The organism is Jejuia sp. G7-7, assembly GCF_055808955.1.
On sequence record NZ_JBVVSZ010000002.1, the window covers coordinates 42,824 to 61,900 of the forward strand.

At 33.2% G+C, this 19,077-nt stretch carries 14 protein-coding genes, 1 tRNA gene and 4 pseudogenes; 1 reads left to right on the forward strand and 18 read right to left on the reverse strand.

Annotation, left to right across the window (positions count from 1 at the left end; all coding sequences use genetic code 11):
- Positions 1-18: 18 nt before the first annotated feature.
- The 8 genes and pseudogenes from AC0L5U_RS10215 to AC0L5U_RS10250 all read right to left on the reverse strand — a co-directional run bounded on the left by AC0L5U_RS10215 (position 19) and on the right by AC0L5U_RS10250 (position 6,956).
- Positions 19-1,176, reverse strand: coding sequence for a mandelate racemase/muconate lactonizing enzyme family protein (locus AC0L5U_RS10215; RefSeq protein ID WP_473416305.1), 1,158 nt, complete (start codon positions 1,174-1,176; stop codon positions 19-21).
- 19 nt (positions 1,177-1,195) lie between these two features.
- The gene (locus AC0L5U_RS10220; protein WP_473416307.1) at positions 1,196-1,678 is read right to left on the reverse strand and encodes an MFS transporter; all 483 of its coding nucleotides are present in this window, start codon (positions 1,676-1,678) and stop codon (positions 1,196-1,198) included.
- 73 nt (positions 1,679-1,751) lie between these two features.
- The gene (locus AC0L5U_RS10225; RefSeq protein ID WP_473418263.1) at positions 1,752-2,303 is read right to left on the reverse strand and encodes an MFS transporter; all 552 of its coding nucleotides are present in this window, start codon (positions 2,301-2,303) and stop codon (positions 1,752-1,754) included.
- Entirely contained in the window at positions 2,186-2,485 is a 300-nt protein-coding gene (locus tag AC0L5U_RS10230; RefSeq protein WP_473416310.1) for a hypothetical protein, read from the reverse strand. Before AC0L5U_RS10230 ends, AC0L5U_RS10225 begins: the two co-directional genes overlap by 118 nt.
- A 266-nt stretch (positions 2,486-2,751) precedes the next feature.
- The gene (locus AC0L5U_RS10235) at positions 2,752-3,243 is read right to left on the reverse strand and encodes an endonuclease/exonuclease/phosphatase family protein (protein ID WP_473416314.1); all 492 of its coding nucleotides are present in this window, start codon (positions 3,241-3,243) and stop codon (positions 2,752-2,754) included.
- 26 nt (positions 3,244-3,269) lie between these two features.
- Positions 3,270-3,608 carry an endonuclease/exonuclease/phosphatase family protein gene (locus tag AC0L5U_RS10240; protein ID WP_473416316.1) on the reverse strand — a complete coding sequence of 113 codons (339 nt, stop codon included), beginning with the start codon at positions 3,606-3,608 and terminating at the stop codon, positions 3,270-3,272.
- Positions 3,609-3,833: 225 nt separating this feature from the next.
- Positions 3,834-5,326, reverse strand: a pseudogene (gene glpK / locus AC0L5U_RS10245) (glycerol kinase GlpK).
- 61 nt (positions 5,327-5,387) lie between these two features.
- Positions 5,388-6,956 carry a glycerol-3-phosphate dehydrogenase/oxidase gene (locus AC0L5U_RS10250; protein ID WP_473416317.1) on the reverse strand — a complete coding sequence of 523 codons (1,569 nt, stop codon included), beginning with the start codon at positions 6,954-6,956 and terminating at the stop codon, positions 5,388-5,390.
- Positions 6,957-7,113: 157 nt separating this feature from the next.
- On the opposite strand from AC0L5U_RS10250, the pseudogene AC0L5U_RS10255 reads away from it, so the two are divergent.
- Positions 7,114-7,864: pseudogene (locus AC0L5U_RS10255) on the forward strand (DeoR/GlpR family DNA-binding transcription regulator).
- 199 nt (positions 7,865-8,063) lie between these two features.
- Here AC0L5U_RS10255 and AC0L5U_RS10260 read toward each other — a convergent pair.
- The 10 genes and pseudogenes from AC0L5U_RS10260 to mraY all read right to left on the reverse strand — a co-directional run bounded on the left by AC0L5U_RS10260 (position 8,064) and on the right by mraY (position 19,076).
- A tRNA-Arg gene (locus tag AC0L5U_RS10260) sits at positions 8,064-8,137 on the reverse strand.
- A 29-nt stretch (positions 8,138-8,166) separates the two neighbouring features.
- Complete coding sequence (locus tag AC0L5U_RS10265) at positions 8,167-8,616, reverse strand: GatB/YqeY domain-containing protein (RefSeq protein ID WP_473416318.1); 450 nt, start codon at positions 8,614-8,616, stop codon at positions 8,167-8,169.
- Between the two features lie 153 nt (positions 8,617-8,769).
- Positions 8,770-10,752, reverse strand: a complete 1,983-nt coding sequence (ftsZ, locus tag AC0L5U_RS10270; RefSeq protein ID WP_473416320.1) for a cell division protein FtsZ — start codon at positions 10,750-10,752, stop codon at positions 8,770-8,772.
- A 57-nt stretch (positions 10,753-10,809) separates the two neighbouring features.
- On the reverse strand, positions 10,810-12,129 hold the full coding sequence (ftsA, locus tag AC0L5U_RS10275) for a cell division protein FtsA (RefSeq protein WP_473416322.1): 1,320 nt from the start codon (positions 12,127-12,129) through the stop codon (positions 10,810-10,812).
- A 118-nt stretch (positions 12,130-12,247) separates the two neighbouring features.
- Positions 12,248-12,826: a cell division protein FtsQ/DivIB gene (locus tag AC0L5U_RS10280; RefSeq protein ID WP_473416323.1), complete on the reverse strand. Its 579-nt coding sequence runs from the start codon at positions 12,824-12,826 to the stop codon at positions 12,248-12,250.
- Positions 12,827-12,842: 16 nt separating this feature from the next.
- Positions 12,843-14,194: pseudogene (gene murC, locus AC0L5U_RS10285) on the reverse strand (UDP-N-acetylmuramate--L-alanine ligase).
- Positions 14,191-15,294 (reverse strand): undecaprenyldiphospho-muramoylpentapeptide beta-N-acetylglucosaminyltransferase, encoded by a 1,104-nt coding sequence (murG, locus tag AC0L5U_RS10290; RefSeq protein WP_473416324.1) that lies wholly within the window; start codon positions 15,292-15,294, stop codon positions 14,191-14,193. The pseudogene murC and the gene murG overlap by 4 nt, the downstream one beginning before the upstream one ends.
- A gap of 1 nt (position 15,295) precedes the next feature.
- Entirely contained in the window at positions 15,296-16,489 is a 1,194-nt protein-coding gene (locus tag AC0L5U_RS10295) for an FtsW/RodA/SpoVE family cell cycle protein (protein ID WP_473416326.1), read from the reverse strand.
- Between the two features lie 20 nt (positions 16,490-16,509).
- Positions 16,510-17,841: a UDP-N-acetylmuramoyl-L-alanine--D-glutamate ligase gene (gene murD / locus AC0L5U_RS10300; RefSeq protein WP_473416327.1), complete on the reverse strand. Its 1,332-nt coding sequence runs from the start codon at positions 17,839-17,841 to the stop codon at positions 16,510-16,512.
- Between the two features lies 1 nt (position 17,842).
- Positions 17,843-19,076 (reverse strand): annotated as a pseudogene (mraY, locus tag AC0L5U_RS10305) (phospho-N-acetylmuramoyl-pentapeptide-transferase).
- Between the last annotated feature and the right edge of the window lies 1 nt (position 19,077).

Genomic DNA, 19,077 nt, shown 5'->3' on the forward strand with positions numbered 1-19,077 from the left:
ATTTTCTAAAATCTTTATTTACCAATTAGTGAAAGAGCCATCATTCCTTTTTAATCTAGGAATTTCAACTGGAACAAATTCTATATTTTGAGCCAACTCCTCATTAAATTCTACTCCTAAACCAGGACTTGTTGGCAAATGATATCCTGCACCGTCTAATTTTGGTTGTACAGGATAAAATTTTGGATCGTTAGTTAATACATGAGCACCTGTATTTACTTCTTCCAACCAACTAAAGTTAGGGCAAGCTGCCGCTAAATGAATTGTAGCTGCTGTACAAATTGGACCTAGAGGGTTATGAGGCATCAAATCAATATAATGTGTTTCTGCCATTGCAGCCACTTTCATTGCTTCTGTAATACCACCAACATTACATACATCCACTCTAGCATACTGAGTAATATTCCGTTCTATAAAAGGTAAAAATTGCCACTTACTGGCAAATTCTTCTCCTATTGCAAAAGGTATATCTATCATTTTTCTTAGACTCTCATAAGCCTCAGGGTTTTCATCCCGAATAGGTTCTTCTATAAAATCTAATGTACCTTTAGGCATACGATTCATAAATGAATACGTTTCCGCAGCACTTAAACGGGAATGATAATCAATTCCTATGGTAATGGAAGTTCCAACTTCTTTTCGCAAGGCAATCATCCAATCCGCAATTTTTGCTACAGATTCTCGAGGTTCAAAACGTGAAATATCTTCTTGATCTTCAAATTCAGCTGGTGCTAATCTTAACATATCCCAACCGTCATTGATCAACTTTTTTGATTGATTTATCAAAGCATCAAATGTTGAAAAGCGAACCGATGCAAAACATGGTACAAAATCACGTTGCTTGCCACCCAATAATTCATAAACAGGTACACCTAGAGCTTTTCCTTTAATATCATATAGAGCTATATCAATTGCAGAAATTGCTGCTGCTAAAACACGACCCCCTTCAAAATATTGACCTCTATATAAATCTTGCCAAATGGCTCCAATTTGCATAGGGTTCCGACCAATAATTAACGGCGCATAATGTTTTAAAGCCCCAATTACAGCATATTCTCTTCCAGATAAGCCAGATGCTCCCCATCCATATATACCAGAATCTGTTTCTATTTTAACAACTAATTGACTTCCTGAACCTATATTTATTGGGTAAGGTTTTACTGCTGTTATTTTCATTTATAATATAAATTTAATATTATTTTTTTGGAACAATACGTTCTATTTTACCAACGATGAAGATATAAGAAAGCACTCCTATTAAGGAAATTATTGCTATGAACATTAAAGCAGGACTAAAGTCTCCATCTGCTACAATATACCCAATAATAGCTGGAATAAAAACTGACAAGCCTCCTATAAAATTAAAAGCGCCCCCTACCAGTCCTAAGTTATCTTTAGGAGCTATTAAAGAAACAAATACCCACGCAATACTAGCTAACCCCATTCCAAAACCTGCTAAAGCTAAAAATAATATTATGAAGAAGATGTCATCTGTGTAATTGGCACCAATTATAAAAACAGTCATTAACATTCCTATAATTATAGGTGCTTTTCTTGATATTTCTACTGAATACCCCTTTTTAGTTAAAAAATCTGAAGTAAAACCTGATAGAAGTATTCCAAAAAAAGCAGCCAAATAAGGTACAGAAGCATAAAAACCAGACTTAACAAAATCCAACCCCTAAACTCAACTAAATATGTAGGAAACCAAGTCAAAAAGAACCAAGTAATAGCACCTAAACAAAATTGACCTATATAGATTCCCCAGAGTTTTCTATAAATAAAAGCCTGCTTAAAATCCCCCCAACTAAACTTCTTTTTTCTTCATCTTTAGTTTTAGACCCAACTAATCCTCCTCCCTTTTCTATATACTCTACTTCAGACTCACTTACAGATTTATGATCTCTTGGGTCCCTGTAAAAGAAATACCATACTACCGCCCAAACTAAACCTATGATTCCCGAGACAATAAACAAACCTCTCCACCCTAAAGCATCTTGAATTAATGTTAAAACCGGCAATAGAAACGCTAGTCCTAAAAACTGTCCTGATGTGTAAACCGCAATAGCCGATGCTCTCTCTTTTTCTGGAAACCATCTACTTACTACTAAATTATTAATAGGGTACGAAGGTGCTTCAAAAACTCCAATGCTGGCTCTTAATCCAATTAAAGCTGCCAATGAATTTATAAACCCTTGAAATAAAGTAGCAAGAGACCAAAGTACCAATATAATAGAGTAGAGAATTCTAGACTTAATTCTGTCAGCAAGAATACCACCAGGAGTTGCAAGGCAGCATAAAATATACCAAAAGCTGAAAATACCCAGCCCATTTGCTCAGTATCTATACCTAAATCTGTTCTTAAAGCAAAAGCGGCAACTGAAATATTTGCCCTATCTAGATAATTTATTACAACAGTAATAAATATCATTACCAAAATATTGTATCTTTTTCTCGTTGCTGGTTTTGTTGACTTAACTTCCATTAAACTCTTTGCTTTCTGTTGGTTCGAAAATTAAATATATAATATTTAGAAAAACAAAATGACTAACTACCTAACAGAACATAACATTGACCTGTTATTACTATAAATTAAGTTTTTTAATAATTAAGTACTAACTCTAAATAAAACGAATCTACACTCTAAAACTGGAGCTAAACAAAGTACTTTATCAAGAGAACCTATAAATCAGTCCATAGAAAAAGAAAAATATCTTGAAATTATGATGACTATAAAGTCTTTAATTAAAATTAATTAAAGCTTAATTCAATGTAAACTGGAAAATGATCCGATGGGTATTTTAAATTTACTGAACTGGATAGCACCCCATATTTTTCAACTTTCATTTTTTTTGATTTTGAAAGCATGATGTAATCAATTCTTCTAGCAACAAGTTCATGAAATTTAAACCCGTTAAATGTACCGTTTGATCCAAATATAACTTTCGCATGTTCTTTAGAGTCATACATTCTTTGCTTAAGACTTGTAATTAATTGACTCTCTGGCTCTACATTAAAATCACCCATCACAATTACTGGAATATTTTCAGTATTTAAATCTTCTATTTTTTCGAGGATTAATTGAATGCCTTGCAACTGTGCCTCAGCACCAACGTGGTCTAAATGCGTATTAAACACCCATATTTTTTGATTAGTTTCTAGAATTGTAAACAATCCATAGGTGCAAATTCTTGGGTATGCAGCATCCCAACCTTTTGAAATTTTATTTGGTGTTTCTGACAACCAAAAAGTGTTTTCATTTTCAACTTTTACTTTTTTGAGTTGTAAAAAATTGCTGAAAATTCACCTTTATTATCTCCATCTCGTCCTACACCTATGGTTTTATATTTTTTTAAAGCTGTATTTAAATCTTCCATTTGATTTGGACGTGCTTCTTGAACACCCATGATATCTGGACTGTAAAATTGTACTTGAGAGCTTAAAAATTCTTTTCTATGTACCCAAGCATTATCCCCATCCGAAGCAATATCCAATCGGATGTTATAAGTCATCACTTTAAGGTTTACATTTGAATTTCCTAAATTAGGTTTAGCATCTTTTTTACAATTTGTAAAACTTAAACTAAGAATTATGAATAAAAAAGACACAAACTTTGTCTTTTTATTCTTTTTTCTAAAAAACCTGAACGTCATCTATTAACATTTTCAACGAAAAAGTGCTATTACATCTACCTTTTGCTCTCTAAAAATACATAAAAATTGAGACTTTATTTGGACTTATGATTATTGTATTAAATATCTCATTAGCAAGTACTGAATCTCAAAAGAACTTAATTTCTATTAAAAATAAAATTAAAGTTTATTTGTTTTAAACTAACTTTTCGACCAAAATTCTAAAGTATCAATAGCCTTATACCAGCCTTTTATATTCTTATCAATAGTTGATCTGTCTTCAGCCGGTTTAAAATGTTTATCTGTCTGCCAAATTTCTTGAATTTCTTCAAAGTTATCCCAATATCCTACTGCTAATCCTGCTAAAAATGCAGCTCCCATTGCCGTTGTCTCTATCACTTTAGGGCGTACAGTTTCAGTATTTAAAACATCTGATTGAAATTGCATCAGCATATTATTTACTGTCGCACCTCCATCTACACGTAACTCTTTTATTGAAATTTCAGAATCAGCTTCCATAGCTTTTAAGATATCCATGGTTTGGTAAGCAATAGATTCTAAAGCAGCTCGTGCAATGTGAGCATCTGTACTACCTCTTGTTAATCCGAACATAGTGCCTTGAGCTTGCTGATTCCAATGTGGTGCTCCCAATCCTGCAAAAGCTGGCACAAAATACACACCATCTGAACTTTCAACTGAACTAGCCAATTGCTCAACATCTGAAGAATTTCTAATAATTTTCAACCCATCTCTCAACCATTGCACTACTGCTCCCGCTATAAATATACTACCTTCGAGCGCAAAAGTGGTTTCTCCATTTATTTTCCAAGCTACGGTGGTTAATAGATTGTTTTCTGAAACAATAGGTTTATCCCCAATATTCATTAACATAAAGCAACCTGTCCCGTAGGTGTTTTTTACCATACCTTTTTTAGTACACATTTGTCCAAACAATGCAGCTTGCTGGTCGCCTGCAATTCCAGAGATTGGAATATTAGCATCGAAAAATGTAGATTTTGTTTCACCATAAACCTCACTAGATTGTTTTACTTTCGGTAACATACTCTTTGGAATGGTCAATAATTCAAGTAATTCCTCATCCCAACCCATTGTATTTATATTGAATATTAATGTTCTACATGCATTTGTAACATCTGTTACATGTACTTTGCCTTTTGTAAAATTCCAGATTAACCAAGTATCAATAGTTCCTAGAATTAAATCGCCTTTTTCAGCTTTCGCTCTTGCGCCTTCAACATTATCTAAAATCCATTTTACTTTTGTTCCTGAAAAATAGGAATCTATTACCAATCCTGCTTTTTCCTTTATAGATTTTTCATAACCTTGCTTTTGAGCTGGTCACAATATGACGATGTTCTTTTATCTTGCCATACAATGGCATTATATATAGGTTCTCCTGTGTTTTTATCCCAAACAACAACAGTTTCGCGCTGGTTTGTAATACCAATTGCTGCGATGTTTTCTACATTTAAACCTTTTTTCTCAATAGCTTCTGTAGCAACACCTGCTTGAGTTGACCAGATTTCTATAGGATTGTGTTCTACCCAACCAGGTTTTGGAAAATATTGTGTAAACTCTTTTTGAGCTACTGAAATAACATTACCCTTTTTATTAAAAACTATAGCTCTAGAGCTAGTAGTACCTTGGTCTAATGCAAGTATATACTTTTCCATGATATAAGCACCTCTTACCCTTGAAAAGAAAACTAAACTAGGGTTTTTTATTAGTTATAAATTAATTTTTAATTATGTATTGATTTGCTGTTGCTCTAAAATCAGCAATTTGTAGCTGCTCCCAGTTTTTATCTTTATCTAATTCTTTTGCCAAAAAAGCAGCAATTTTTGGAGCAATTTCAATAGCAGCTTTGGCGTCTAAAAACAAAATCCTAACTCGTCTAGCTAACACATCTTCTATAGTTCTTGCCATTTCGTTTTTTATTGCCCAAACTACTTCTGCTTTTAAAAACTCTAGTCTTGGATGCAATTTTTCCCCTAATTCTGGAGATTCCTCGATAAGTGCCTCAATGGCTTTTTTATCGGTACCATAAATATATAAATGATTTGATGCATCTACAACACCATTAGCGCCATGAATCAATAAACCTTCTGTTTTACAAGGCTTGTATTTAAGTTTTCCTAATTCAATAACCTTACCGATAGTATCTTGTGCCATACGACGATATGTCGTCCATTTTCCCCCAGTAATAGTTACCAAACCAGATTCTGAAACAATAATTTTATGACTTCTAGAAATCTCTTTTGTTTTTTCAGATTTATCTTTTGGAACCGCTAAAGGTCGTAATCCTGCAAAAATGCTTAACACGTCAGCTTTAGTTACTGTTTTTGTTAAATACTTATTAGCTGTAGATAGAATAAAATCTACTTCATCATCTAACGCTTTTGGCTCTAAACTATGACTATCCAATAGCGTATCCGTTGTTCCCACTACAACTCTGCTATGCCATGGCACTAGAAACAAAACCCTTCCGTCATCGGTTTTAGGAATCATAATAGCATCTTTTCCTGGTAAAAATGATTGATCCAAAACCAAATGCACACCTTGACTAGGACGAATTATATTCTTAGCCTCTGTGTTATCCATTTTTAAAACTTCATCTGTAAAAACACCGGTAGCATTTATAACCACTTTTGCTTTTATAGTATATATTGAATTGGTCTCTATATCTTTTGCAACAACGCCATTAACAGTTCCGTTATCTGCCTTCTGCAATTGTTCTACTTTAAAATGATTTAAAACTGTAGCACCTTGTTCTACAGCTGTTTGCGCAATATTTAAGGCTAATCTTGAATCATCAAACTGACCATCATGATACACAACACCCCCTTTTAATCTTTCACTTTTTATAGTTTCTAAACGCAATTGAGTTTGACTTTTAGATATTCTAGTAGATTTTCCAAAGCTTAATTTTCCAGCCAAAAAATCATATACTTTTAACCCAACAGTATAAAACAAATTATCCCACCATTTATAATTTGGAATAATAAATGACTGATTACTCACTAAATGCGAAGCATTTTTGAGCATCAACCCCCTTTCGTAAAGCGCTTCTCTTACCAAGTCAATATTACCTTGCGCTAGATACCTTACACCACCATGCACCAATTTTGTACTTCTGCTAGAAGTCCCTTTTGCGAAATCTACCTGCTCTAACAATAACGTTTTATAACCTCTTGTTGCACTATCTAGCGCAACTCCCAATCCTGTAGCACCACCTCCAATAATTACAACATCCCAATTTGGCTGCTCCTGTAACTGCTTTATTAATGTATTTCTATTGAACAAATTAACTTGTTTTAGTTTTGATTAATTTTATTTTGCTTCAAATTTACTAAAAAATAATAAAAAAACGAAACTAAACGAAACTTATTTTTCATATTTAAATTAAAAAAACAACTGAATAGCTTCATTTTATTTTCTTTCATTTCATTATATTTGTTTTATGCAAAGACACGAAACCATTTTAAATATACTATCAAAAGAGAAGCATGTTGAAGTTTTAGATTTATGTAATCAACTTAATGTATCTGCCGTTACAATTCGAAAAGATTTAAAATTTTTAGAAGAAAAAGGACTTCTTTTCAGAACTCATGGTGGTGCTTCTTTAGAAAATCCTTATATCATCGAAAAAGCTGTTGTTGAAAAAGAAAAAATTTCGGTTGAAGAAAAAAATGGCATCGCACAAGCTGCTGCAAAACGCATTAGAGAAAATGATTCTATAATGATTGCTTCAGGAACTACGGTTCAAGCATTTTCAAAATTTATAAAACCAAAAAATAAACTAACTGTAATCACATCATCACTTTATGCAGTACTACATTTAATTCATGACACAAACATAGAAATTTTACAACTCGGCGGCTATATTCGCCATAGTTCAGCTTCTGTAATAGGCTCTTATGCAGCTCATATTTTAGAAAATGTATCATGCAGCAAACTTTTTAGGAGTGGACGGTGTAGATGTAGACTACGGTTTATCTACTACAAATTTAGAAGAAGCACAACTCAACCAAAAAATGTTAGCATCTGCTCAAAAAACAATTGTTTTAGCAGATTCATCTAAATTTGGAAAAAAGAGTTTTGCAAAAATATGTGATTTAAATGCTATTAACGAAATTATTACCGACAATGGCATATCCTCTTCTTTCAAGAAAAGATTAGAAGAAAAAGGTGTTATGGTCACTATAGTGTAAAATTTCAACTCATTATTCTCTATAATTTATGCTAACAACATTTATAGATGAGATCCAGATCCCTTTCACTTTTTAGGAATCTATTATTTTAATCACCTAGGTTTTTTTATCACTTTTAAGGTTCAACTTTGAAAACAGAAAAACCAAAAACATTTTTGAGCTCAGTCAAAAAAATGTTTTTGGCTTTTCTATTAATTCGTGACCGCGAAGGGATTCGAACCCCCAACCCTCAGAGCCGAAATCTGATATTCTATCCAGTTGAACTACGCAGCCTTTTTTACCACTCAAAGTGGATATAAATATTATGACAACTTTGCCTTCACTATGTTAGAAATGGTTTTGCCATCGGCTTGTCCAGCCAATTCCTTGTTCACTATACCCATGACTTTACCCATATCCTTCATACCTTGAGCTCCAATTTGATCTATCGTAGCAACAACTACTTTTTCAATCTCTTCTTCACTTAAGGCTTCGGGTAAAAATTGACTGATTACCTCTGCTTCATCAATCTCGGGTAATGCCAAATCCTTTCTGTCTTGTTCCAGATAAATAGCAGCACTATCCTTACGTTGCTTTACTAATTTTTGAAGTATCTTTAGCTCTTGCGCTTCAGTTAAGTCTTCTTTTGCACCAATTTCTGTTTGCGCCAATAGAATGGCAGATTTTACTGCTCTTAAAGCCGTTAAAGCCGTTTGATCCTTGCTTTTCATCGCTTCTTTTAAAGCCGACATAATATCTTGTTGTAAACTCATAATTTTTAAATTGAAAGAAGTGCGAAGATAGCAAAAAGTTAGAAGCGCGAAGTTAGACTTAAGAGAAAAAGAATCCCGAAAAGAATGAGGGTTACTTTTCGGGATCATAACTAAAGTGAGGTTAAACACAGAAGTATTTTGTAATAGCCTTTATTAATCTACATTATCATGTAAAAAAGAATTATTTGTTCTTAACTGAATATCATCATTATCATCAACGCCAACACTTGTTCTTGACAAATCAGTTTCAGATGAATGTTTACTTTCTTCTAAATTAACACCTTGACGTTTGTATGCAGGTACTTTTTCAATATCATCAATTTTTGATGTATTGAATTTATAATTAAAGTCTTTCATTTTAAGACGACGTTCAGCTGTGCGTTGTTTTAAAATTTCAGAAATTGGCAAATTAGTTGGATCTAACTCTTCCTCAACAGATTCTTCGACTGTTTCTTCTTTAATAACCTTTTTTTCAAATACTAAATCTTCTGGAATTTCCTCAACCAGTTCCTCTACATTTGTTTCAACCTTATTCATAGACGATTCTGCTTCAATGTAATCATCTAATGCATAACGAATATCTCGACCTTCTTCATTCGTTTCGGTTACAGGAATAAGCTCTACAAAATCGTTTACAGCAATATCTTTTGCATCATCATCTAAATTAAAAGTAACCGTATCTTCTACTTTTTCTTCTTCCTCAGTTTCAGCAAATAAAGGCAAATCAAAAGTTAAGGTTATTTGTTGCTCTTCATCTTCAGTTTCAACAGTTTCAGGCTCATCAATAGCCATTGTTGTTACTGGTTTAATGATGAAATCTTCTTCTTCCTTAGTATTATTGGTTCTCACTTCATCGTAAACAACATCAATATTTTTTATTAATTCTGATGTGGGAATTAAAGTGATATCATTTGGCACTTGTCCCGTTCTTGGTTTTTCTACAACAATTTTTTCAGCAGAAGTTACTTCCTCCTCAACCTCTTCAATATCTAAAGTATGTCTTACAACAGGTGTTTCCTCTTTCTTCTCTAGTTCAACAATTGGCTCAATAACAACTGGCTCTTTAGTTTCAAGTTTAGCTTTAGGTTCAGATACTTCTCCTAGAGCATGAACTACTTTCTTGGTTTCAGTATTTGAAATTTCATCTTGTTGTTCAATATTAAATCCTGTTGCTATGATTGTAACAGAAATCGATTCTTCCAGCGTTTCATCTTCGCCCACACCCATAATGATATTTGCACCATGACCTGCTTCATTTTGAATATGGTCGTTAATTTCACCTATTTCATCAATTGTGATTTCTTGAGAACCTGAAACTATAAGTAGCAATACGTTTTTAGCTCCTGTAATTTTATTATCGTTTAATAATGGAGAATCTAAAGCCTTACGAATAGCATCTTGTGCTCTGTTTTGACCAGAAGCTAAAGACGAACCCATTATAGCAGTTCCACTATTACTTAATACTGTTTTAGCATCACGTAAATCTATATTTTGAGTGTAGTGATGTGTAATAACTTCGGCTATTCCACGAGCAGCAGTAGATAGCACTTCATCAGCTTTGGAGAAACCTGCTTTAAAACCAAGATTTCCATAAACTTCTCGAAGTTTATTGTTATTAATCACAATTAAAGAATCTACTACATTTCTTAACCTTTCAATTCCTTTTTGAGATTGTTCTAACCTCATTTTTCCTTCAAACTGAAATGGCATAGTTACAATCCCTACAGTTAAAATATCCTTATCCTTGGACATTTTAGCAATAATTGGCGCAGCACCAGTACCTGTACCACCCCCCATTCCTGCGGTAATAAATACCATTTTAGTATTACTGTCTAGCATTTGAGAGATTTCATCAAAACTCTCAACAGCAGATTGCTCTCCTATTTCTGGGTTTGCACCTGCTCCTAGCCCTTCGGTTAAGTTAAGTCCTAATTGTATTTTGTTAGGCACACCGCTACTTTGTAACGCCTGAGCATCAGTATTACAAACATAAAAATCTACGCCTTTAATACCTTGTTGAAACATGTGGTTAATGGCATTACTACCACCGCCACCAACACCTATGACTTTTATAACATTTGATTGATTTTTAGGTAGATCAAATGCAATGCTTTCGAATTCGTTTTTGCTGCTCATAAATTCTTTTTTTCTGGGGTTCTAAATTTTACTATTATTCAATGGTTAATTCTTTTACTATTCCGCGTTATCTAAAAAATCTTTAACGCGTTCAGTTAATTTATCTAAAAAGGACTTGCGCTCTTTTACCGGTTTTTCTATTTGGGTTTCACTAATTGTCTCGTCTTTTATTTGCTCTTCGTAAACTTCTTGTTCGTGTTCTTCAACTTTTTTACGTTCATTACGTTTTAGTCCGTCAAGCACCAAACCTACTGCTGTTGCATACAAAGGACTTGTGACATCACTATCACTATCGCCAGCTAAGTGTTCATTAGGATAACCTATTCTAGTATCCATACCTGTGATATATTCTACTAATTGTTTTAAGTGTTTTAATTGGCTTCCCCCACCAGTTAATACGATTCCTGCAATTAATTTTTTCTTTTGCTCTTCGTGACCGTAATTTTTAATTTCTGCAAAAATTTGCTCTACAATTTCAACTACACGAGCGTGAATGATTCTCGATAAGTTTTTAAGTGTTATCTCCTTTGGCTCTCTTCCTCTTAATCCAGGGATTGAAACAATCTCATTATCCTTATTTTCTCCAGGCCATGCAGAACCAAACTTTATTTTTAGAAGTTCAGCTTGCTTTTCTATGATAGAACAGCCTTCTTTAATGTCTTCAGTAATCACATTTCCACCAAAAGGAATAACTGCTGTATGACGTATAATACCATCTCTAAAAATGGCTAAATCTGTTGTTCCTCCACCTATATCAATCAATGCAACACCTGCTTCTTTTTCTTCTTGACTTAAAACCGCATTTGCTGAAGCTAAGGGCTCTAATGTGATACCTTCAAGGTTTAAACCTGAACTTTGGACACAACGCCCAATGTTTCTGATAGACGATACTTGCCCTACAACCACATGAAAATTAGCTTCTAATCGTCCTCCATACATGCCAATAGGTTCTTTTATTTCTGCTTGCCCATCAATTTTATATTCTTGAGGCAATACATGAATAATTTCTTCCCCTGGTAACATTACCAGTTTATGCACTTGATTGATTAATCTATCGATATCATCTTCATCAATAACCGTTTCAGAATTTGGCCTTGTAATATAATCGCTATGCTGTAGGCTTCGGATGTGCTGACCTGCAATACCAACGGTAACTTCTTCAATTTTAAGTTCGGCAGTTGCTTCTGCTTCTTGAACAGCCTGCTGGATAGACTGAATAGTTTGCGTAATATTATTTACAACACCACGGTGTACACCTAAACTTTTAGATTTACCAATACCTAAAATTTCAAGTTTGTCGTATTCATTTTTACGACCAATCATTGCCACAATTTTTGTGGTTCCTATGTCTAAACCTACTGCTAAATTATGTTCCATTTTTTACGTTTTGGTACAAACCACTTGATTATCAAATTGCAAATTCACTCTACTATACTTATCAAGCGTTTTTTCTTTTAAACTCTTTTTATAAAACGCTTTTAAGTTATTTATCTTTTTATCTAACAGCTTTAAACTTCCCAAATTCACGATAAAATTGCATTGTCTCAATTTTAAAAGCTATTGCTCCGTTTGCGCTTTGATTAATCTCAACAACATGTTGCTTTAAAAAATCGTCCGTCTCTATTTTACGTGCAACTTTAAAAATTTGTTGCAAGTTGTTTTTTTCAACATAACCAGTAACTAAAGGCACTCGAGCAGTATAATTTGATGACAAAGGCATGTAATTACCTTCATCATCTATATAATATGATGCGTTTGTGCTTACTCTCGCAACAGGTCGTTTTTGTTTAATTTCAGCGTTAAGTGCTCCATTTACAGCAACATACACTTCAGCCGATTTTATCATGGGATTAGATTTCAGGGCAGATTCTAATTCGTTCAAATCTAAAGTTTCTTTAGGCTCATTTTCAACACTACCGTGATTTTGTATTAACAATTTACTAACAGTCTCATGAGTTATAAAAAGATTGTTATCGCCTAAAAATGAAATGTTAGGCTTTGAAATTCCTCGCTTATTATTTCTGACTGAAGTAAACGCATACAAAACTACCACCAATAGCAGTAAAACCAACATTTTTATGTAATTCCAGTTAACTCGCAATACTTAATTCTTTTTTAATATGTTTTACTTCCTCTCCAATATCTCCAGCCCCTATAGTAAGAATAATTTGAGCTTCGCTTTTATTTATTTCTGAAATTAAATCAGATTTATTTACTAATTTTTTATGAGCATTATCAATTTTATTCAATAACCAACCTGATGTTACACCTTCAATAGGTAATTCTCTTGCTGGATAAATATCTAACAACATTAATTCATCAAATTGCGCTAAACTTTTAGCAAACTCCTCAATAAAATCTTTAGTTCTACTGTATAAATGAGGTTGAAAAATTGCCAACACTTTTTTCCAGGATACATTTCTCGAACAGCACCATGAACTGCATTAATTTCTTCGGGATGATGTGCATAATCATCAATAAAAACCAAATCATCTGTTTTAATTTGATAAGTAAAACGACGCTTAACACCTTTGTAAGTTTTTAAAGCCTCACTAAGACCTTGATTGGAACAACCATATTCCGACGCCATTGCAAAAGCAATCAAAGCGTTAGATAAATTATGTCTCCCAGGTAAGTTAAATTTCAAATTCTTGAGAACAGTTTGTGGTGTTTTTAAATCAAAAACATAACTTCCATTTTCTATTTTTATATTTTGAACAGCATAATCTGCATCATCTTCAATACCATATGTAACCCCTTTTAAGGGTAAACCATTTTTAACAAATAATTTTCCGTTAGGTTTTATTTTTTTTGAAAAGTCTTCAAAAGATTTTTTTAATTCTGAAGCATCCCCATAAATATCTAGATGATCTGCATCCATAGATGTAATGCAGGCTAAATTTGGAGATAATGTTAAAAAAGATCTATCGAATTCATCAGCTTCAACTACTGAAACCTCATCTCCGTTCAATATCAAATTCGAATTATAGTTCTCGCTAATTCCACCGAGAAAAGCAGTTAGCTTCACATCACATTCATACATCAAATGCCCTAAAATACTGGTAGTTGTAGTTTTACCATGAGTTCCTGCAACTGCTAAACAAAAGGTGTTTTCTGTAATTAAACCTAATATTTGAGAACGCTTCATCACATTAAAACCATTTGATATAAAATAGTTTAATTCTGAATGCCGCTTTGGGATAGCTGGCGTATAAATAACTAATGTTTTATCGCTATTTAGAAATACACTATCAACTCTATTAATATCATCTTCAAAATGAACAGAAATATCTAATACTTCTAAATCTTTGGTTATTTGAGATGGTGTTTTATCATAGCCCGAAACATGCTTTCCAATAGATTTAAAATAACGCGCTAAAGCACTCATACCGATACCACCGATACCTACAAAAAAGACATTATGTACACTATTTAAGTTCATTTATTAAGTAATATTTCTACCTCGTCAACTATTTCATTTGTAGCATTTACCAATGCTAATGTTCTAATATTTTTCCCTAATTCTTTTTGCTTTTCTTGCGAAGCTATTAATTGTGAAAATTTGTTTTCAAAATCAACATCTAAATCACTCTCTCTTATTAATAACGCAGCGTCCTGATTTACAATTGCCATGGCGTTTTTAGTTTGATGATCTTCAGCAACATTAGGTGATGGTATAAAAATTACCGGTTTTCCAACAATACATAATTCAGACACCGAACTTGCTCCAGCTCTCGAAATAATAATATCTGCTGACGCATAAGCCAAATCCATCTGATTTAAAAACTCATACACCTGAACATTATTAGTGTTTCCATGCAACTTATATTGTTGATAATACAACTTGCCACATTGCCAAATAACTTGCACATTTTGAGTATCCAAAAAATCGAGCTCTTTTTCAATCAATTGATTTATACGTCTTGAACCCAAACTTCCACCTAAAACCAATAAAGTATATTTACCATGCTTTAAATCGAAATGATTTTTAGCTTCAACACTTTTATCAGTAACACTCAATAAATCTTGACGTACTGGATTTCCTGTAATTCTAATTTTTTCTTTAGGAAAAAATCGTTCTAATCCCTTATAGGCTACACAGATTTTATGTGCTTTTTTAGATAGTAATTTATTTGTAATTCCTGGATACGAATTTTGCTCTTGTATTAATGTTGGAATTTTTTTTGAAGCCGCCGCATACAATAATGGTCCACTAGCAAAACCACCTGTTCCAATAGCTAAATCTGGTTTAAACTTCCTTACAATTCTGTGTGCTTTCCAGAGACTACTTATAAGTTTGAACGGAAACATTAAGTTTTTAAATGTTATCCGCCTTTGAATTCCAGAAATCCACAACCCTTTTATCTCATATCCAGCTTGTGGCACTTTCTCCATTTCCATTCTATCCTTTGCACCAACGAATAAAAACTTAGCTTTAGGATATTTCGATTTTAACGCATTTGCAATAGCAATTGCAGGGTAGATATGACCACCTGTGCCCCCTCCCGATAAAATGATATTATATTGTGTTTTATCTGTCATTTTATATTGCTTCCGATAGGATTTCTAAAGGATTATCATCATTTATTTCTTGTTCTTTTATTTCTTCTCTTCTAGCGCTTACACTTAATATGATGCCTAGCGCTAAACAAGTCATCCAAATAGATGTACCTCCACTACTTATAAGTGGCAGAGTTTGCCCTGTTACTGGAAATAATTCTACAGCAACCGCCATATTTATTAATGCTTGAAACACAATAGGCAGACCAACACCAAGCACCAATAATTTTCCAAAAATAGAATCGGATTTTTGCGCTACGATAACCACTCTAAACAGCAACCACAAATACAACAACATGATAAGAAATCCTCCTAACAAGCCGTATTCTTCTATAATTATCGCAAAAATGAAATCCGAAGAAGATTGTGGCAAAAAGTTCTTTTGAATGCTTTTACCAGGACCCACTCCCCTTATTCTGCCAGATGCAATTGCTATTTTGGCTTTTTCTATTTGATAATCTTCTTTGGTATCTTCTCCGTTTGCATAATTTTTAATTCTATTTTCCCAAGTATTCACTTTTACTTTTAAAGGCCCGTCCGTCATTTTAGCAACCAAAACAAAAAATGTCAATGCCACTAATCCAGATCCTAATATTATTGCTAGATATTTTATAGGATAACCCCCTAAAAACACCAAAACCAAAACCATTGTAAATATAATGGCAGTTGTAGAAAAGTTTGAAGGTAAAATCAATGCTAAAACCAGAAATACAGGCATCCATAATGGAATTATAGACGACTTAAATGTAATTACCTTATCCTGCATTTTGGATAAGTACCTTGCCACATAAACCATTAATACTACTGCCGCAAAAGTTGACGTTTGGAACGACATGTTTACAAACGGAATTTGGATCCATCTACTTGCGCTTGCTCCTTCAACCGTAGTACCTTGCAGTATAGTAATAGTTAACAATACTAGAACGATTGGAACCATCACTAAAGACAATCCTCTAAAATAGCGGTAAGGTATTTTATGTACACCATACATAATTGAAAACCCTAATACTAAATGCACAAAATGCTTTATAAAAAAAGTAAACGTATTGCTTCCACCACCTTTGTAAGCTAAATTACTTGCAGCACTATAAACCGGTAAAAACGATAGAATAGCCAATAGTGCCACTATTGCCCAAATTAACCGGTCTCCTTTTATGTTTTTAAATATTTGCTGCACTCTTTTTTTACTATAATTAATTACAAATTTCTTACTGCATTTTTAAACTGACGCCCTCTGTCTTCATAGTTTTCAAACAAATCAAAACTTGCACACGCAGGAGATAACAATACATTATCGCCAGCTTCAGCAACTTTATAAGCTATTTTTACAGCTTCGCTCATAAATTGTGTTTCAATGATGATATCCACCATATTACCAAATTCGCTCATTAACTTTTCGTTATCAACCCCTAAGCAAATGATGGCTTTTACTTTTTCATTTATAAAAGGAAACAACTCTCTATAATCATTCCCTTTATCTACACCTCCAACAATCCAAACCGTAGGTGCATCCATACTTTCAAGAGCATAATAGGTAGCATTTACGTTTGTAGCTTTAGAATCGTTTATGTACTGTACTTTATTAATTTTAAGTACTTGCTCAAGCCTATGTTCTACGCCTTGAAAGTTCTCTAAACTCTCACGAATGGTCTGCTTGCGAATTTTCAATAAATGCGCTACTGTCGAGGCAGCCATTGCATTTTTAATGTTGTGTTTCCCTTCTAAGGCTAAATTAGTTGTTGGCATAATTATTTGTTTATTATCTATCGTTATTATTAGTTTGTTATTTTCAAAATATGCGCCATTTTCAATCTTTTTTTCTAATGAAAATGGCAATAATGTAGATTGAACTGGGTTGGTTTTTAAATGATTTGTAATTACTGTATCATCTGCATCATAAATCAAATAATCATCCTTAGTTTGATTCATCACTATTCTAAATTTAGAATTGATATAATTTTCGAATTGATAATCATATCTATCTAAATGGTCTGGAGTAATATTTAGCAATACTGCTATTTTTGGATTAAAATCAACAACATCATCTAACTGAAAACTGCTTATTTCTAACACATAGTTTTCAAAGTCTTCTTCAAGAATTTGTTTTGCAAAACTGTCCCCAATGTTTCCAGCTAAACCTACGTTCAGTTCATTTTTTAATAAATGATGTGTTAGTGTAGCAGTTGTTGTTTTACCATTGCTCCCAGTAATTCCAATAAGTGTTGCTGAAGTAAATTTTGCTGCAAATTCAATTTCAGAAACAATCAAAATTCCATTTGCCTTTATTTCTTTTACTAAAGGCACTTTATCAGGAATCCCTGGGCTTTTCATTACTAAATCTGCATTTAAAATTTTAACTTCGGTATGCTGACTCTCCTCCCATTCAATCTCATTATGTATAAGAACTTCTTTATATGATGCTTTTATCTTTCCTTTATCAGAAACAAAAACATCAAAACCCTTTGCTTTTCCTAAAAGCGCAGTACCAACTCCGCTTTCTCCACCGCCCAATATCACGAGCCTTTTCATACTATCTAATTTTCAATGTTACTATTGAAATGATAGCTAATAGAATACCTACAATCCAAAAACGGGTTACTATTTTACTTTCGTGATATCCTAACTTTTGATAATGATGATGTAGTGGAGACATTTTAAAAATTCGCCGCCCTTCCCCATACTTTTTCCTCGTGTATTTAAACCAACTTACTTGCATGACTACTGATAAATTTTCAGCCAGAAAAATACCACACAACAGAGGGATCAACCATTCTTTTCGAACTGCAATAGCTATAACAGCGATAATACCTCCAATAGTCAAGCTACCCGTATCTCCCATAAATACTTGCGCTGGATAGGTATTATACCATAAAAACCCAATTAAAGCCCCTACGAAGGCAGCTATATAAATTGTAATTTCTTCCACCCTAGGGATATACATGATATTGAGGTAATCTGAAAATATGATATTACCTGAAACCCAAGCAAAAATCCCCAAAGTGAGCACAATAATTGCTGAAGTCCCTGCAGCTAATCCATCGATCCCATCTGTAAGATTTGCACCATTGGATACAGCTGTGATTATAAAAATAGCAGCTAGAATAAAAATTACCCAAGCATATTTTTTTAAGTCAGGACTTATCCAAGTAATTAAATCGGCATAGTCAAACTCATTACCCTTCAAAAAAGGGATTGTAGTTTTAGTTGATTTTTCTTCAGCTTCAAATTCTTTTACTTGAAATGTATTCTGAAACATAACTTGCTCTTGTTGAGAACTTTCAATCTCTTCTTTAATAGTTACATCAGGATGAAAAAGAAAGTAGCCCCCACAATAACACCAAGACCTATTTGTCCAAGTACTTTAAAACGCCCCTTTAAACCTTCTTTATCGTTTTTAAATTTTTTAATATAGTCGTCTAAAAACCCAATAACACCCATCCAAATAGTAGTCACAATAAGTACTATAACGTAGATATTCTCTAACTTTGCTAATAAAAACACAGGTATTAAAGTTGCAAGAATAATTATAATCCCTCCCATAGTTGGTGTACCTGCTTTTTCGGCTTGTCCTGCTAATCCTAAATCTCTAATGGTTTCTCCCATTTGTTTTTTTGCAGAAACCTAATAATACGCTTTCCGTAAATTGTTGAAATTAACAACGAGAGAATCATTGCCAAAGCAGCTCTAAAGGATAGAAACCCAAAAAGTGTTGCTCCTGGAAATTGAAATTGTTTTTCTAAATATTCAAACAAATAGTATAGCATA

Coding starts and splice junctions, on each gene's coding strand:
- AC0L5U_RS10215 (WP_473416305.1), bottom strand. CDS start 1,176: ATGAAAATAACAGCAGTAAAACCTTACCCAATAAATATAGGTTCAGGA.
- ftsA (WP_473416322.1), bottom strand. CDS start 12,129: ATGGAACATAATTTAGCAGTAGGTTTAGACATAGGAACCACAAAAATT.
- murD (WP_473416327.1), bottom strand. CDS start 17,841: ATGAAAAGGCTCGTGATATTGGGCGGTGGAGAAAGCGGAGTTGGTACT.
- ftsZ (WP_473416320.1), bottom strand. CDS start 10,752: ATGAGCAGCAAAAACGAATTCGAAAGCATTGCATTTGATCTACCTAAA.
- AC0L5U_RS10265 (WP_473416318.1), bottom strand. CDS start 8,616: ATGAGTTTACAACAAGATATTATGTCGGCTTTAAAAGAAGCGATGAAA.
- AC0L5U_RS10280 (WP_473416323.1), bottom strand. CDS start 12,826: ATGTTGGTTTTACTGCTATTGGTGGTAGTTTTGTATGCGTTTACTTCA.
- murG (WP_473416324.1), bottom strand. CDS start 15,294: ATGACAGATAAAACACAATATAATATCATTTTATCGGGAGGGGGCACA.
- AC0L5U_RS10230 (WP_473416310.1), bottom strand. CDS start 2,485: ATGGAAGTTAAGTCAACAAAACCAGCAACGAGAAAAAGATACAATATT.